The sequence below is a fragment of the Streptomyces showdoensis genome, from assembly GCF_039535475.1.
Lineage (GTDB): Bacteria > Actinomycetota > Actinomycetes > Streptomycetales > Streptomycetaceae > Streptomyces > Streptomyces showdoensis.
The window spans coordinates 2,752,657-2,768,317 of sequence record NZ_BAAAXG010000026.1; the positions used below are offsets into that span (position 1 = coordinate 2,752,657).

General features: G+C 71.8%; 13 protein-coding genes. 2 read left to right on the plus strand and 11 right to left on the minus strand.

Translation table 11 applies throughout. From position 1 onward, the window contains the following. Positions 1-38 precede the first annotated feature (38 nt). From ABD981_RS25555 to ABD981_RS25600, 10 genes are all read right to left on the minus strand, one after another. Positions 39-1,820 carry an IucA/IucC family protein gene (locus tag ABD981_RS25555; protein WP_046907143.1) on the minus strand — a complete coding sequence of 594 codons (1,782 nt, stop codon included), beginning with the start codon at positions 1,818-1,820 and terminating at the stop codon, positions 39-41. Next, on the minus strand, positions 1,817-2,347 hold the full coding sequence (locus tag ABD981_RS25560) for a GNAT family N-acetyltransferase (RefSeq protein WP_046907144.1): 531 nt from the start codon (positions 2,345-2,347) through the stop codon (positions 1,817-1,819). Before ABD981_RS25560 ends, ABD981_RS25555 begins: the two co-directional genes overlap by 4 nt. Continuing rightward, the gene (locus tag ABD981_RS25565; protein WP_046907145.1) at positions 2,344-3,621 is read right to left on the minus strand and encodes a lysine N(6)-hydroxylase/L-ornithine N(5)-oxygenase family protein; all 1,278 of its coding nucleotides are present in this window, start codon (positions 3,619-3,621) and stop codon (positions 2,344-2,346) included. Before ABD981_RS25565 ends, ABD981_RS25560 begins: the two co-directional genes overlap by 4 nt. Beyond that, positions 3,608-5,068 (minus strand): pyridoxal phosphate-dependent decarboxylase family protein, encoded by a 1,461-nt coding sequence (locus tag ABD981_RS25570; protein WP_046907146.1) that lies wholly within the window; start codon positions 5,066-5,068, stop codon positions 3,608-3,610. Before ABD981_RS25570 ends, ABD981_RS25565 begins: the two co-directional genes overlap by 14 nt. A gap of 154 nt (positions 5,069-5,222) precedes the next feature. Further along, complete coding sequence (locus ABD981_RS25575; protein WP_046907147.1) at positions 5,223-6,125, minus strand: siderophore-interacting protein; 903 nt, start codon at positions 6,123-6,125, stop codon at positions 5,223-5,225. Positions 6,126-6,128: 3 nt separating this feature from the next. Further along, positions 6,129-7,181 (minus strand): ABC transporter substrate-binding protein, encoded by a 1,053-nt coding sequence (locus ABD981_RS25580; RefSeq protein ID WP_046907148.1) that lies wholly within the window; start codon positions 7,179-7,181, stop codon positions 6,129-6,131. Positions 7,182-7,344: 163 nt separating this feature from the next. Beyond that, positions 7,345-8,505 carry an acyl-CoA dehydrogenase family protein gene (locus ABD981_RS25585; RefSeq protein ID WP_046907149.1) on the minus strand — a complete coding sequence of 387 codons (1,161 nt, stop codon included), beginning with the start codon at positions 8,503-8,505 and terminating at the stop codon, positions 7,345-7,347. A gap of 2 nt (positions 8,506-8,507) precedes the next feature. Continuing rightward, complete coding sequence (locus ABD981_RS25590; RefSeq protein ID WP_046907150.1) at positions 8,508-9,443, minus strand: hydroxymethylglutaryl-CoA lyase; 936 nt, start codon at positions 9,441-9,443, stop codon at positions 8,508-8,510. Next, positions 9,440-11,380 carry an acetyl-CoA carboxylase biotin carboxylase subunit gene (locus ABD981_RS25595; protein ID WP_046907244.1) on the minus strand — a complete coding sequence of 647 codons (1,941 nt, stop codon included), beginning with the start codon at positions 11,378-11,380 and terminating at the stop codon, positions 9,440-9,442. Before ABD981_RS25595 ends, ABD981_RS25590 begins: the two co-directional genes overlap by 4 nt. A gap of 26 nt (positions 11,381-11,406) precedes the next feature. Then, positions 11,407-13,014 carry a carboxyl transferase domain-containing protein gene (locus ABD981_RS25600; RefSeq protein ID WP_046907151.1) on the minus strand — a complete coding sequence of 536 codons (1,608 nt, stop codon included), beginning with the start codon at positions 13,012-13,014 and terminating at the stop codon, positions 11,407-11,409. 105 nt (positions 13,015-13,119) lie between these two features. On the opposite strand from ABD981_RS25600, the gene ABD981_RS25605 reads away from it, so the two are divergent. Continuing rightward, positions 13,120-13,728 (plus strand): SACE_7040 family transcriptional regulator, encoded by a 609-nt coding sequence (locus ABD981_RS25605; RefSeq protein WP_046907152.1) that lies wholly within the window; start codon positions 13,120-13,122, stop codon positions 13,726-13,728. 58 nt (positions 13,729-13,786) lie between these two features. Further along, on the plus strand, positions 13,787-14,569 hold the full coding sequence (locus ABD981_RS25610; protein WP_046907153.1) for a phosphatase: 783 nt from the start codon (positions 13,787-13,789) through the stop codon (positions 14,567-14,569). A gap of 131 nt (positions 14,570-14,700) precedes the next feature. On the opposite strand, the gene ABD981_RS25615 is transcribed toward ABD981_RS25610, so the two are convergent. After that, on the minus strand, positions 14,701-15,660 hold the full coding sequence (locus tag ABD981_RS25615) for a cation diffusion facilitator family transporter (RefSeq protein WP_046907245.1): 960 nt from the start codon (positions 15,658-15,660) through the stop codon (positions 14,701-14,703). Position 15,661 lies beyond the last annotated feature (1 nt).

The following is a 15,661-nucleotide window of genomic DNA, read 5'->3' on the forward strand; positions in this document are numbered from 1 at the left end:
CGTACTCCGCCGGGGCCCGCGCCGGGCCGTGGGGTCCGTCAGGCGAACCGCGCGATCGGGTTCACCAGGTCGCCGACGAGCTGGAGCGCCCCCGACGGGTCCGCCAGGTCCACCATCTGCCGGTTGTTGCGCAGCTGGAGCCGGTTCAGCGCGGACAGCGCGAAGGTCTCCGCGAACACGTCGTACTGCGCGAAGCGGTCCGCGAGCGCCGGGTTGGCCGCCTGGTAGCCCTTCACGCAGGCGGCGACCGCGCGCCAGAAGTCGTCCTCGTCCAGGACCCCCTCGGCGGCCAGGGTGGCGCCCAGGAAGCGGAAGAAGCAGTCGAAGACGTCGGTGAAGACCGACAGCAGCTTCATGTCCTCGGGGACCTCGGCGCGGACGCGCTCCACCGCCGGCGGCAGGACCGCGTCCGGGTCCATGACGCAGATCTCCTCGGCGATGTCCTTGAAGACCGCCCGGGCGACCGCCCCGCGCTCGTCGAGGACCAGGATCACGTTCTCGCCGTGCGGCATGTAGACCAGGTCGTACGCGTAGAAGCAGTGCAGCACCGGCAGCAGGTAGGCGTCCAGGTAGCCGCGCAGCCACTCGGTCGGGGTGAGGCCCGACTCCTTGATCAGCGCGCCCGCGAAGGACGCCCCCGCGTGGTCGACGTGCAGCAGCGAGGCCATCGTCGCCAGCCGCTCGCCCTCGCCGAGGGAGGCCACCGGCGACTCGCGCCACAGCGCGGCGAGCATCTTGCGGTAGGGCGAGTAGCGGTCGGTGGCGGCCTCGTACTCCAGGTGCCGGTAGCCGACCGCCGCGCGCTCGCGGATGATCGAGAAGCGGGCCGCCTTGAGGACGGAGTCCGACTCGATCAGCCCGGCCAGCCAGTCGTTGATGGCGGGCGTGGCCTCCATGTAGGCGGCCGAGAGCCCGCGCATGAAGCCCATGTTGAGGACCGAAAGCGCCGTCTTGACGTAGTGCTTCGCCGGGTCGGAGCTGTTGAAGAAGGTGCGGATGGACTGCTGCGCCAGGTAGGCGTCGTCGCCCTCGCCCAGGTACACCAGGCGCTCCTGCGCGACCTCGGCGGCGAAGGTGACGGACAGCTTGTTCCACCACTGCCAGGGGTGCACCGGCACGAGCAGGTAGTCGGCGAAGTCCAGGCCGCGGGCGGCGAGGGCGGCGGCGAAGCCGTCGACGGCCCGGTCGCCGAGCTCGGCCCGGACGAAGGACTCGTAGTCGATGCCGGCCCCGGCGGTGAAGGTGGTGCGGTCGCGGTGCGCGGCCAGCCACACCAGGTGGACCGGGGTGGCAGCCTCGGGGGCGTAGGCGCGGTACTCGTCGACGCCGAAGCCGAGCCGCCCGTTGTTGGCGACGAAGCAGGGGTGGCCCTCGGTCATCCCGGTCTCGATGGCCTGGAAGTCCGAGCGGGCCAGCTCCGCGGCCGTCACGCGCGGTTTGGTCGACTTGTACGCCGTGCCGGCCAGGGTGGAGGAGATCTCCTCCAGGTAGACCGGGAGGATCTCGTCGCTCAGGCCCAGCGCCCCGCGCAGCCCGGTGATGAACCGCAGCGCGTCGAGGGGGAGCTGCTCGCTGCCCTGGTGACAGCTGATGGAGTCCGGGTAGATCTGCCAGTGGTCGAGGGCGAAGCGGTCGGCCGTGAAGCGGTACTCGGTGCGGCCGTCGTCGCTCAGCACCCGGTAGCGGCCCTCGCCCAGCTCCTGCGGGTCGAGCAGCCGCTCGTGGGCGAACTCGGCGAGGCCCTTGCGGATCAGCGCCCGGTTGGCGTCGGCCCAGCGCTCGGGGGTGAGGTGGGCGACGGGGTCGGTGAAGGTGCTCATACGGCTGCTCCCGTGGCGGCCTCGAACTGCGCGCGGGTGCAGAAGCTCAGCAGGGCGGCCTTCTCCGGCTTCTGGATCTCCCGCTCGGGGACGAAGCCGACGGCGGCGTTGAGCGCGTGCACCGCGGTGTTGCGGACGTCCGGCTCGACGACCACGCGGGCGGTGGCCGGGTCGGCGAACAGCTCGCGCATGACGGCGGTGATCACCAGGCGGGTGAAGCCGTGCACGGGGGTGTCGGTGGGGGCCACGAGGAAGTGCATGCCGACGTCGCCGGGCTGCGCCTCGTAGAGGCCGACCAGCTCCGCCTCCGCGGGGTCGTAGCGCTCCATGAGGAAGGCGGGCTCGCCGTCCACGAGGCCGATGAAGGCGTCGTGGTGCGGGTGGGCGGCGATCTCCATGTAGGCGCGCTCGACGTCCTGGAGCTTCGCGTCCTGCATCATCCAGAAGGCGGCCTTGGCGTGGGTGACCCAGGGGTGGATCAGCTCCGCGTCCTTGAGCGGGTCGAGCGGGCGTATCGATACGGTCATACCGCGAACTCCTGGAAAGCGATGGTCTTCTCGACGGGGTAGTACTCGGCACCCAGCATCTCCCCGATGATGTACGCGTTGCGGTACGCGCCCATGCCCAGGTCGGGAGAGGTGACGGAGTGGGCGTGCACGGCGGCGTTCTGCAGGAAGACGCCGCGGCCCGTCGTGTCGATCGAGTAGTTGCGGGCCACGTCGAAGCGGCCCTGGGCGTCCCAGCGGAGGCGGTCGCGGACCGGCTCCAGGAAGGCGGGGACGGCGTACTTGTAGCCGGTCGCGAGGATCAGGCCCTCGGTCTCGACGGTGAAGTCCTTCTCCTGCTCCTCCTGGCGGAAGCCGAGGGCGTAGCTCCCGGCGGTCTCGTCGTACGCGGCGGAGCGCAGCGCGGAGTTGGTGAGCAGGCGGGTGGGGACCGGACCGGCCAGGTTCTTCTGGTAGAGCAGGTCGAAGATCGCGTCGACGAGCTCGCCGTCGATGCCCTTGAACAGGCCCTTCTGCGCGGTCTCCAGGCGGGAGCGGGTGGCCTCCGGGAGGGCGTGGAAGTAGTCCACGTACTCGGGGGAGGTCATCTCCAGGGTGAGCTTGGTGTACTCCAGCGGGAAGAAGCGCGGGGAGCGGGTCACCCAGTTGAGCTGGTAGCCGTGGACGTCGATCTCCGCGAGGAGGTCGTAGTAGATCTCGGCGGCGCTCTGGCCGCTGCCGACCAGGGTGATCGACTTCTTGCGCTGCAGCGCCTCCTTGTTCGGGAGGTAGCGCGAGTTGTGGAGGAAGTCGCCGCCGAGCCCGGCGCAGGAGTCGGGGATGTGCGGCGGGGTGCCGGTGCCGAGCACGATCCGGCGCGAGCGGAACGTTTCGCCGGTCTCGGTGGCCACCACGTACTCCTCGGCGGCCTCGTCGAAGGACACGGCGGCGACGGTGGTCGAGAAGCGGATGGTGGAGAGCTTCCCGGCGGCCCAGCGGCAGTAGTCGTTGTACTCCGTCCGCAGCGGGTAGAAGTTCTCGCGGATGTAGAAGGAGTAGAGCCGGCCCTTCTCCTTCAGGTAGTTGAGGAAGGAGTACGGGGAGGTCGGGTCGGCCATCGTGACCAGGTCCGACATGAACGGCGTCTGGAGGTGGGCGCCCTCCAGGAACATGCCCGAGTGCCACTCGAAGTCCGGCTTGGACTCCAGGAACAGGCCGTTCAGCTGGTCGATGGGCTCCGTCAGGCAGGCCAGGCCGAGGTTGAACGGACCGAGACCGATGCCGATGAAGTCGTAGGTCGTCTCAGGCGTGGACAAGGTTCTCTCCCAGGTACTGCTCGGCGTGGCCGGCTATCAGATCGAGGACGGCGGCGATGTCGGCCACGGTCGTCTCGGGGTTGAGCAGGGTGAACTTCAGGTACTGGCGGCCGTCGACCTTGGTGCCGGCGACCACGGCCTCGCCGGAGGCGAACAGGGCCTTGCGGGCGTAGAGGTTGGCGCGGTCGATCTCGGCGGGCGAGGTGACGGTCTCGGGGATGTAGCGGTAGACCAGGGTGGACAGCTGCGGCTGGACGACCACGTCGTAGCGCGGGTCGGCGGCGAGCAGCTCGAAGCCGGCCCGGGCCAGGTCGCAGACCTCGTCGAAGAGTTCGCCGACGCCGTCGGCGCCCATGACGCGCAGGGTCATCCACAGCTTGAGGGCGTCGAAGCGGCGGGTGGTCTGCAGGGACTTGTCGACCTGGTTGGGGATCAGCTCCGCGACGGTGCGGCGCGGGTTGAGGTAGTCGGCGTGGTAGGTCGCGTGGCGCAGGGTGGCGCCGTCGCGGACCAGCAGGGCGGAGGAACTCACCGGCTGGAAGAAGGACTTGTGGAAGTCGACGGTGACCGAGTCGGCCAGCTCGATGCCGTCCAGCAGCTCGCGGCGGGTACGAGAGGCGAGCAGTCCGCAGCCGTAGGCCGCGTCGACGTGCATCCAGGCGCCGTACTCGGCGGCCAGGGCGGCGACCTCGGGCAGCGGGTCGATGGAGCCGAAGTCGGTGGTGCCGGCGGTGGCGACGATCGCCATCGGGACCAGGCCCTCGGCGCGGCAGGCCTCCAGTTCGGCGGCGAGGACGACCGACTGCATGCGCTTGTCCCGGTCGACCGGGATGGAGATGACGGCGTCGGCGCCGAGGCCGAGGAGGGTGGCCGACTTCTGGACGCTGAAGTGGCTGCACTCGGAGGAGAAGATCCGCAGTTTCGCCAGGTCGGCGGGGCCGGAGAGGCCGGCCGGGGCCTTCGCCTCCTCGCGGGCCAGCAGCAGCGCCTGGAGGTTGGACTGGGTGCCGCCACTGGTGAACACGCCGTCGGCGCAGGGGCCGAGGCCGATCCGGCCGGTCGTCCAGTCGATCAGCTTGCGCTCGATCAGGGTGCCGCCTGCGCTCTGGTCCCAGGTGTCGAGGGAGGAGTTGACGGCGGAGAGGACGGCCTCGCCGAGGACGGCGGGGATCACCACGGGGCAGTTGAGGTGCCCCAGGTAGCGCGGGTGGTGGAAGTAGACCGCGTCGCGGAGGTAGACGTCCTCCAGCTCGTCGAGGGCGGCGGAGGCGTCACCGAGCGGCCGGTCGAGGTCCACGGCGTCGACCACGGGGGCGAGTTCGGCCGGCGTGACCCCGCTGAACGGGCCCTGCGTCGTGGCCAGTTTCCTCGCCACCCGCTCCACTCCTTCGGTGACGGAGCGTCGGTACGACTCCGCCGTCGTGTCGTTGAGCAGGTGGGAACGCATGTGGGGGCCCTTCCGGGGTGGGGGACGCGGTCGGTCAAGGCAAAAGTAAGGTTAGCCTAACCTAATCTCAATGCACAACAACGGCCCCCCAACCCGCGAAGGTTGAGGGGCCGTCGGCCCTGTGGGGGGGGTATGGGGGCACGAGCCCCGGCGGTCACGCCGCCGCGGGAGCGCCGTCCTGCGCCGCGTCCTGGGGGGTGTCCTGCGCCGCGTCCTGGGTCGTCTCGTCCGGCACCTCGCGCAGGGCGTCCTCGGACAGCCCCTTGCGCCAGTAGCCGACGAAGGTGACCCGCCGCTTGTCCAGGCCGCGCTCGCGCACGAAGTGCCGGCGCAGCGCCTTCACCGCGCCGGACTCGCCCGCGATCCAGACGTACGGGGCCTCGCCCGGGAGCTCGGCGGCCGTGACGGCGTCGACGGCGGAGGGCGCGCCCTCCTCCCGCACCAGCCAGGTGATCGTCGCGTCGGCCTCGGTCGCCAGCTCCATGCGGTCGCCGGAGTAGGGGACTTCGAGGTAGACGTGGGCGCGGGTCTCCGCGGGCAGCCACTCCAGGATCCCGGAGACGGCCGGCAGGGCCGTCTCGTCGCCCCAGATCATCACGGAGTCGGCGTCCTCGGGGAGCCGGAAGCGCACCCCGGTGTTCTCGGCGACCGCCGGGCCGAGCACGACCACCCGGTCGCCGGGCTTGGCGTGCTGCGCCCAGCGGCAGGCGGGGCCGCCGTCCTCGTGCACGGCGAAGTCGATGTCGACCTCGGGCGCGGGGGAGTGCCGCTGCGCGCGGACCGTGTACGAGCGCATCACGGCCCGCTCGGTGTCGGGCATGGCCCGCCAGGCGCCGAGGACGGCGTACATGTCCGGGTCGTCCAGCGGCGGCAGGACGGGGGCGTCCTGTCCCGGGTGCGGCAGGAAGAGGGAGAGCGACTGGTCGCGGCCCCCGGCGGCGAAGCCCTTCAGGTCCTCACCGGTGAAGGTGACGCGGACCAGGGTCGGGCCGAGCCGCCGCGTCCGGTCGACCTGGAGGCTGAAGAACTGGAACGGGGCGGTCTCGGCGTGCGTCATGGGTCAGGACACCTTCTTGGCGTTCTCGAGGGCCTTGGCCAGGTCCTCCAGGAGCGGGGCGCACTTGGCGTACGAGTAGATCGGCTCGGTCACGCGCGGGATGACCTGGCCGGCCTTGACGGCGGGCAGCGCGGCCCAGGTGGGCTTGGCCTTCAGGGCCTCGGGCTGCAGGGCCGAGGTGCGGTTGTCGAGCATGATGATGTCGGCCTTGTACTTGTCGACGTTCTCCCAGCTCAGACCCTCGAACCAGCCGCCCTGGTCCAGCTTGGTGGGCGTCACGATGTTGACGCCGAGCTCCTTGAAGAAGAGCGTGTCGGTCGGGCGGACCGGGGTGGACACGTAGAAGAGGTCCGGGGAGCCGGAGCCGATCAGGACCTTGATGTCCTTCTTGCCCTGGGCGGCCTTGCGGACGCGCTCGGCGGCGGCCTCGAAGCGGGCCTTGTCCTTCTTGATCTGCTCGGTGTTCACGTCGGCGCCGAGCGAGGCGGCGAGGTCGGCGTGACGCTGCAGGACGGCCGGCATGGACTTGTCGGCGGCCCACAGGGCGACGCTCGGCGCGATCTTGGTGATCTTGTCCTTCTGCTCCGCCGGCACGTACCAGAGGTCGTTCTTCTCCCACATGTCCGTGACGAGGAGCTCGGGCTGGAGCTTGAGGTACTCCTCGATCTTGAACTCGCCCCAGACGTTGCCGATGACCTTGACCTTGTTGATGTCGAGGTCGCCGGCCTGCACGTCGGGGGTGACCGCGCCGGTCTTCGGGTCCTTGACCGTGGTCGGGCCGAAGACGCCCTTGACCTCGACGCCGAAGTCCTTGAGGGCGGCGGCGGTTCCGGTGAAGGCGACGATGTTCTTCGGGGTGGTCTTCGCCTCGACGGCGATGCCGCGGTCGTCGGTGAACTTCCACGGGCCGGCCTTCTCGGCGGCCTTGGCGGGCGCGTCGCCGGCCTTGCCGTCGCCGCCGCCGCAGGCGGTGAGCGTGGCGACGAGCCCGAGGGCGCCGCCCGCGGCGAGCAGGCCGCGGCGGGTGAGGAAGGTGGCTCGGGCGGTGCTGGGCATGGCGAAGTCGCTTTCGGTACGAGCCGGGGTCGGCCTGGGTAGTCGAAGGTAGGTTAGCCTAACCTCATCAGGATCGACAGGGCCGGGGTCGAAAGCGCCCGCGGGCACCACGAAGCCCGCCGCCCCCGAGGGGGACGACGGGCTTCGCCGGGGCGGTCGTGGGTCAGGCGGACAGGCCCAACTCCCGCGCGATCAGCATCCGCTGGACCTCGCTGGTGCCCTCGCCGATCTCCAGGATCTTCGAGTCCCGCCACATCCGGGCCACCGGATACTCGTTCATGAAGCCGTAGCCGCCGTGGATCTGGGTCGCCTCGCGGGCGTTGTCCACCGCGACCGTCGAGGAGTACAGCTTCGCCAGCGCCGCCTCCTTCTTGAACGGCTCGCCCAGCACCAGCCGGGACGCCGCGTCGCGCCAGCCGACCCGGGCCATGTGCGCCCGCATCTCCATGTCCGCGATCTTGAACTGGATGGCCTGGTTGTCGCCGATCGGGCGGCCGAAGGCGTGACGTTCCTTCGCGTACTTCACCGACTCGTCGACACAGCCCTGCGCCAGCCCCGTCGCCAGCGCCGAGATCGCGATCCGGCCCTCGTCGAGGATCCGCAGGAACTGCGCGTAGCCGCGGCCCTCCTCGCCGAGCAGGTTCGCCACCGGGACGCGCACGTCCTGGAAGGACAGCTCACGGGTGTCCGAGGCGTTCCAGCCGACCTTCGAGTACGGCGCCGCGACCGTGAAGCCGGGCGTGCCCGAGGGCACGATGATCGAGGAGATCAGCGGGCGGCCGTCCGCCTTGCGGCCGGTCACCGCGGTGACCGTCACCAGACCCGTGATGTCCGTACCGGAGTTGGTGATGAAGCACTTCGAGCCGTTGATGACCCACTCGTCGCCGTCCCGGACCGCCGTCGTGCGCGTGCCGCCCGCGTCGGAGCCGGCCCCCGGCTCGGTCAGGCCGAACGCGCCCAGCAGCTCGCCCGAGCACAGCCGGGGCAGCCACGCGCGCTTCTGCTCCTCGGTGCCGAAGCGGTAGACCGGCATCGCGCCCAGCGAGACGCCCGCCTCCAGGGTGATCGCCACCGAGGAGTCCACCCGGGCGAGCTCCTCCAGGGCGATGCCGAGGGCGAGGTAGTCGCCGCCCATCCCGCCGTACTCCTCGGGGAACGGCAGGCCGAACAGGCCCATCCGGCCCATCTCGCGGACGATCTCGTACGGGAACTCGTGGCGCTCGTAGTAGTCGCCGATCTTCGGGGCGACGACGTCGTGGGCGAACTCCTCGACGGTGCGGCGGAGTTGCTCGTGCTCTTCGGAGAGCCGGTGGTCGAGGGACATGCTCAGGACTCCTTGTGGGAGAGCGCTCTTACGGTACGGGACGGGCTCGGACGGCCCAGTTGTTCGGCCATCCACCCGCTGGTGGCGGTCAGGGCGGCCAGGTCGACCCCGGTCTCGATGCCGAGGCCGTCGAGCATCCACACGAGGTCCTCGGTGGCCAGGTTGCCGGTCGCGCTCTTCGCGTACGGGCAGCCGCCGAGGCCGCCCGCGGAGGCGTCGACCGTGGTCACGCCGTGCCGGAGCGCGGCGAGCGTGTTGGACAGGGCCTGCCCGTAGGTGTCGTGGAAGTGCACGGCGATGCGGGAGGTGGGCACCCCGGCCTCGTTCAGCGCCGTCAGCAGCGCCTGGACGTGCCCCGGGGTGGCGACGCCGATCGTGTCGCCCAGGCTCAGCTCGTCGCAGCCCATCTCGGCGAGCGCCTTCGTCACCCGGACGACCTGCTCGACCGGGACGGCGCCCTCCCACGGGTCGCCGAAGCACATCGACAGATAGCCGCGGATCGTCAGGCCCTGCTCTATCGCCCGGGTCACCACCGGCTCGAACATGGCGAGCGCCTCGTCCACGGTCCGGTTCAGGTTGGCCTTGGCGAAGGACTCGGTGGCCGAGGCGAACACGGCGACGTGACGGGCGCCGAGCGCGAGCGCCCGGTCCAGGCCCCGCTCGTTCGGCACCAGCACCGGAAGCCGCACCGGCAGCCCGGAGACCTGCGGGAACAGCTCCTCCGCGTCCGCCAGTTGGGGGACCCACCTGGGATGCACGAAGCTCGTCGCCTCGACCGTCGACAGACCCGCCGCCGCCAGCCGCCGCACGAACTCGGCCTTCACCCCGGTCGGGACGACCGTCTTCTCGTTCTGCAGCCCGTCCCGGGGCCCCACCTCGTGGATCCGCACCCGGGCCGGGAGCGCCGGATCGGTCACCGTCATCGGCAGACCGCTCATGCCTGCTCCTCCTTCTCCTCGCGCGGGGCGACGACGGCCAGGACCTGGTCCATGGCGACCGTGGTGCCGGGAGTGACGTCCAGTTCGGTGACCGTGCCGGCGTGCGGGGCGGAGATGACGTGCTCCATCTTCATCGCTTCCACCACCAGCAGGCTCTGCCCGGCCTCCACCTCGTCCCCGACCGCCACCTTCACGACGGTCACGGTGCCGGGCATCGGCGCGGCCAGCGTGTCGGCCCCGCCGTGCCGGGCCCCGCTGAGCGCGGCGGCCACCGGGTCGTGGTCCAGCACGTGCCAGGAGTCGCCGTCCCGGCCGAGCCAGGCGCCGGCCCGGTGGAAGTGATGGGTCACCCCGTCCACCGCCACCGTCACCGACCGGTCCGACACCGCGGCGTCCGCGGGCGCCCCGACCGTCACGGGTTCGAGCCCCGGCACCCGCAGCGGGAAGGCCGTCGGAGCGGGGGTGCCGCCCAGCCGCCAGCCGCTCGGCACCGAGAACGGGTCCGTCCAGCCGTCCCGGGGCGCCGGGGCGAGCCCCGCGAGACGCACCGCGGCCGCCGCCGCGTACACCTCCTCCGGCACGCCCCGGGGGACCAGGGACTCCGCGTCCCGCTCCACCAGACCCGTGTCCAGGTCGCCCGTGACGACGTCCGGGTGGGCGAGGAGGCGGCGCAGGAAGCCCGCGTTGGTGGGGACGCCGAGGGTCACCGTCCGGGCCAGGGCCGCGCGCAGCCGACGCAGGGCCGTCGGGCGGTCCGGCCCGTGCACGATGACCTTCGACAGCATCGGGTCGTAGAGCGAGGAGACCTCCGAGCCCTCGCTCAGCCCCGAGTCCGTGCGCGCCCCGCCGCCCTGCGGCTCGTGCAGCGCGAGCACCGTGCCGCCCGAGGGCAGGAAGCCGCGCGCCGGGTCCTCGGCGCAGATCCGCGCCTCGATCGCCCAGCCGTCCAGTCGCACGTCCTCCTGCGCGAAGCCCAGCGGCTCGCCCGCCGCGACCCGCAGCTGCCACTCCACCAGGTCCAGGCCCGTGATCAGCTCCGTCACCGGGTGTTCGACCTGGAGCCGGGTGTTCATCTCCATGAAGCAGTACGAGGACGGGTCGCCGCCCGGCACGATGAACTCGACCGTGCCCGCGCCCACATAGCCGCAGGACCGCGCCGCCTCGACCGCCGCCGCGCCCATCGACGCCCGCAGCTCCGGGGTCAGCAGGACGCTCGGCGCCTCCTCGATGATCTTCTGGTGGCGCCGCTGCAGCGAGCACTCGCGCTCGCCCAGGTGCACCACGTTGCCGTGCGCGTCCGCCAGCACCTGGATCTCGATGTGCCGCGGGCGGTCGATCCAGCGCTCCACGAGGAGCGTGTCGTCGCCGAACGAGGACCGGGCCTCGCGCCGCGCCGCAGCGATCTCCTCCTCCAGGACCGCCAGGTCCCGCACCAGCCGCATGCCCTTGCCGCCGCCGCCCGCGCTCGGCTTGAGCAGCACCGGCGCGCCCAGCTCGCGGGCGGCCTCGACGATGTCGGGATCGGCGGCGCCCGGGACGACCGGGACCCCGGCCGCCTTCACGGTCTCCTTCGCCCGGATCTTGTCGCCCATCAGGGAGATCGCCGAGGCGGAGGGCCCGATGAAGACCAGGCCCGCGTCCGCGCAGGCCCGCGCGAACCCGGCGTTCTCCGCGAGGAAGCCGTAGCCGGGGTGGACGGCCTGCGCGCCGGTGCGCCGGGCCGCGTCGAGCAGGGCCGGCACGGACAGGTACGACTCGGCGGCCGGCGGCGGGCCGATCCGCACCGCCGTGTCCGCCTCCCGCACGTGCCGGGCGTCGGCGTCGGCGTCGCTGTACACGGCCACCGAGCGGACGCCCATCTCCCGCAGGGTGCGGATGACCCGGACGGCGATCTCGCCCCGGTTGGCCACGAGAACGGTGTCGAACATCTGCTGCATCTCGCTCTGCATCTCCTGGGGAACCCTCACATCCGGAAGACGCCGAACTGGGGGTCACCCAGGGGCGCGTTGGCACAGGCGGTCAGGGCGAGGCCGAGGACCTGCCGGGTCTCCATGGGGTCGATGACCCCGTCGTCCCAGAGCCGGGCCGTCGCGTAGTAGGCACTGCCCTGCGTCTCGTACTGCGCGCGGATCGGGTCCTTGAAGGCCTCTTCCTCCTCGGCGCTCCACGCGTCGCCGAGCTGGTCGCGCTTGACCGTGGCGAGGACCGACGCGGCCTGCTCGCCGCCCATGACCGAGATCTTGGCGTTGGGCCACATCCACAGGAAGCGGGGGGAGTACGCCCGGCCGCACATCGAGTAGTTGCCCGCGCCGTACGAACCGCCGACCACCACCGTCAGCTTCGGCACCCGCGTGCTGGCCACCGCCGTCACCATCTTGGCGCCGTGCTTGGCGATGCCGCCGTGCTCGTACGCCTTGCCGACCATGAAGCCGGTGATGTTCTGCAGGAAGACCAGCGGGATCCCGCGCTGGTCGCACAGCTCGATGAAGTGCGCGCCCTTCTGGGCGGACTCGGCGAACAGGATGCCGTTGTTGGCGACGATGCCGACCGGGTGCCCGTGGATCCGGGCGAAGCCGGTGACCAGCGTCTGCCCGTACTCGGCCTTGAACTCCTGGAAGCGGGAGGCGTCCACGACCCGCGCGATCACCTCGCGCACGTCGTACGGAGTCCGCGAGTCGACCGGCACCGCTCCGTACAGCCCCGCCGGGTCCACCTTCGGCTCCTCGGCCGGCTCCACCGACCAGGGCAGCGGGCCCCGCTCGGGGAGGGTCGCGACGATGTTGCGCACGATCCGCAGGGCGTGCGCGTCGTCCTCCGCGAGGTGGTCGGTGACGCCGGAGATCCGCGAGTGCACCTCGCCGCCGCCGAGCTCCTCCGCCGTCACGACCTCACCGGTCGCCGCCTTCACCAGCGGCGGGCCGCCGAGGAAGATCGTCCCCTGGTTGCGGACGATCACGGCCTCGTCGCTCATCGCCGGGACGTACGCCCCGCCGGCCGTGCAGGAGCCGAGGACCGCCGCGATCTGCGGGATGCCGGCGCCGGACATCCGGGCCTGGTTGTAGAAGATGCGGCCGAAGTGCTCGCGGTCCGGGAAGACCTCGTCCTGCATCGGCAGGAAGGCGCCGCCGGAGTCGACCAGGTAGAGGCAGGGGAGACGGTTCTCCAGCGCCACCTCCTGCGCCCGCAGGTGCTTCTTCACCGTCATCGGGTAGTACGTGCCGCCCTTGACGGTCGCGTCGTTGGCGACGATCACGCACTCGCGGCCGCTCACCCGGCCGATGCCCGCGATGACGCCGGCCGCGGGGGCCTGGTCGCCGTACATCCCGTTCGCCGCGAGCGGGGCCAGCTCCAGGAAGGGCGAGCCCGGGTCCAGCAGCGTGTCCACGCGGTCCCGCGGCAGCAGCTTGCCGCGCGCGGTGTGCCGGGCGCGGGACTTCTCGCCGCCGCCGAGCGCGGCCGCGGCCAGCTTGGCGCGGAGCGTCGCGGCCAGCTCGTGGTGGGCCGCCTCGTTGGCCTGCCAGGCCGGCGAGGCGGGGTCCGCCGCGCTCGTCAGCACAGGTGCCTGCTGCATCCGTCGAGCTCCCTTGCTCGGTCCACTCGGTCCGCTTGGTTAATGAGCGTTAACGTATGGGCTTCAGGTTAACGACCGCTAACGGGGTTGTCTAGAATCGAATCCATGACCACGACGCCGACCCCGACCGGACGGACCGACGCCCTGACGCGACGCGAGCAGATCCTCAAGGAAGCCGCCCGCCTCTTCGCCGAGCGCGGCTTCCACGGCGTGGGGGTGGACGAGATAGGAGCCGCCGTCGGCATCAGCGGCCCCGGGCTCTACCGCCACTTCCCCGGCAAGGACGCGATGCTCGCCGAGCTGCTCGTCGGCATCAGCGAGCGGCTCCTCGACGGCGGCCGCCTGCGGGTCGCCGAATCCGACGGAGACCCCCGTGCCGTCCTCGGCTCCCTCATCGACGGCCACATCGACTTCGCGCTCGACGACCGGCCGCTGATCACCCTCCACGACCGCGAGCTCGACCGGCTCAAGGACGAGGACCGCAAGCGGGTCCGGCAGCTCCAGCGGCAGTACGTCGAGCTGTGGGTCGCCGTCGTCCGCGACCTGTACCCGGCGGCCGGCGAGTACGAGGTGCGCGCCGGCGTCCACGCGGTCTTCGGCCTCCTCAACTCGACCCCGCACCTGGGCGCACCGCTGGGCCGCACGGAGATGGAACGCCTCCTGCGTTCCCTGGCCCACGGGGCGTTCGGGGCGCTGGGGCGGCCGGGGGCCTGATCGCCGACGACGGACCCGGACCCCGCCGTACCGCGGACCCACCCGGCAGAATGGCCCCATGCCGATACTCAGCCGCCCCGCCCTCGTCGAGCACCTCGTCCGGACCCGCATCGCGGGAGACGTCGCCACCCCGCGCGACAACAACCTGGCGCACTACCGAAGGCTCGCCAACGGCGACCGGCACTACTGGTTCGGCCTGGAGTTCGGCGACCGGTGGACCGACGAGCAGGACGTGCTCGCGGTCATGGCCGAGCGGTGCGGCGTCGTCGACGACCCGGCGCACCGCGCCGGGCAGGACACCATCGACCCCGAGCTGACCGTCGCCGCCCTCGACCGCCTGGCCGCCCGCCTCGCCAAGGCCGCCGCCTCCAAGGAGCGGGTGCTGTTCGCGACCGGCCACCCCGGCGCCCTGATCGACGCGCACAGCCGGGTCGCCGCCGCGCTGCGGGCCCGCGGGTGCGACGTCGTGCGGATCCCCGGCGGGCTGACCGCCGACGAGGGGTACGTCGTGCAGTTCGCCGACGTCGCCGTCTTCGAGCGGGGCGCCAGCCTCTGGCACACCCACTCCCCGGAGCCGATGAACGCGATCCTCGACGGCCTGGCCGCGCTCGGCGAGGCCGCTCCGGACCTCGTCGTCGCCGACCACGGCTGGGCCGGGCGGGCGGCCCAGCGGGGGATCGAGTCCGTGGGGTACGCGGACTGCAACGACCCCGCGCTGTTCCTGGCGGAGGCGGAGGGGACCATGCAGGTCACGGTGCCGCTGGACGACCACGTCGTGGACCCGCGGTACTACGAGCCGCTGACCGCGTACCTGCTGGACGCGGCGGGCCTGGGCGGCTGAGCCCCGACGCGGGGCGGCGGTCCGAACCCCGTCGTGGGCCGGGGGCCGGAACCTCCGCGGGGGCAGGGGTGCCCGGACTGCGACCTTCACTTCGCTTCGCCCGCTCCGGGCGCCGCCACGTCCGGACACCCCTACCCCCGCTCCGGCTCCGGCCCCCTCGCGTCCGTCGGCCGGGTGCGGCCCGGGGTCGGGTCCAGGTAGACGCGGCGGATGGCCGGGAAGCGGGTGCGGAGGCGTTCCTCCGCCGTCTCGCAGGCCTGTTCGACCTGTGCCGCCGTCGCCATGTCCCTGAAGTCGACCTTCGCCGCCACCATCACCTCGTCCGGGCCCTGGATCAGCGTCGTCAGGTCCAGCACGCCGACCACGTGGTCCACGGCGAGCAGCTCCTCGCGGACCCGCTGCCGCATGACGCGGGGGAGCGGGCGGCCGATGAGGAGTTCGGCGTTGGAGCGGCCCAGCACCCAGGCCACGTAGACGAGGAGGAGGCCGATGAGGATCGACGCCACTCCGTCCCAGACGCTCGACCTGGTGATCTCGACGCCCAGCAGACCGCCGGCCGCCAGCATCAGGCCGGCCAGGGCCGCCGAGTCCTCCATGACCACGGCCTTGACGGTGGTGTCGGGGGTGAGCCGCAGATAGCGGCTGAACGGCGTCTTCACGCGGGCCGCCTCGCCCTTCACCTGCCTGACCGCCGTGCGGAGGCTGAAGCCCTCCAGGACGAAGGCGACGCCCAGGACGATGTACGAGATCAGCGGGTCGCCCAGCTCCTCGCCCTCGACGAGGGTGTGGATGCCGTCGTAGAGGGAGAAGACGGCGCCGCCGACGAAGGTGGCGACCGCGGCCAGCATCGCCCAGACGTAGCGCTCGTTCGCGTAGCCGAGCGGATGGTCCTCGTCGGCCGGCTTCTCGCTGCGCTTGAGCGCGGTGAGCAGCATGAACTCGGTGACGGTGTCCGCGAGGGAGTGCGCGGCCTCGGACAGCATCGCGCTGGAGCCGCTGACCACGCCCGCGACGGCCTTGGCGGCGGCGATGCCCAGGTTGGCCATCGCCGCCACGATCACTGTGAAGGTGCTCTCGCCGTTCTCCGCCATG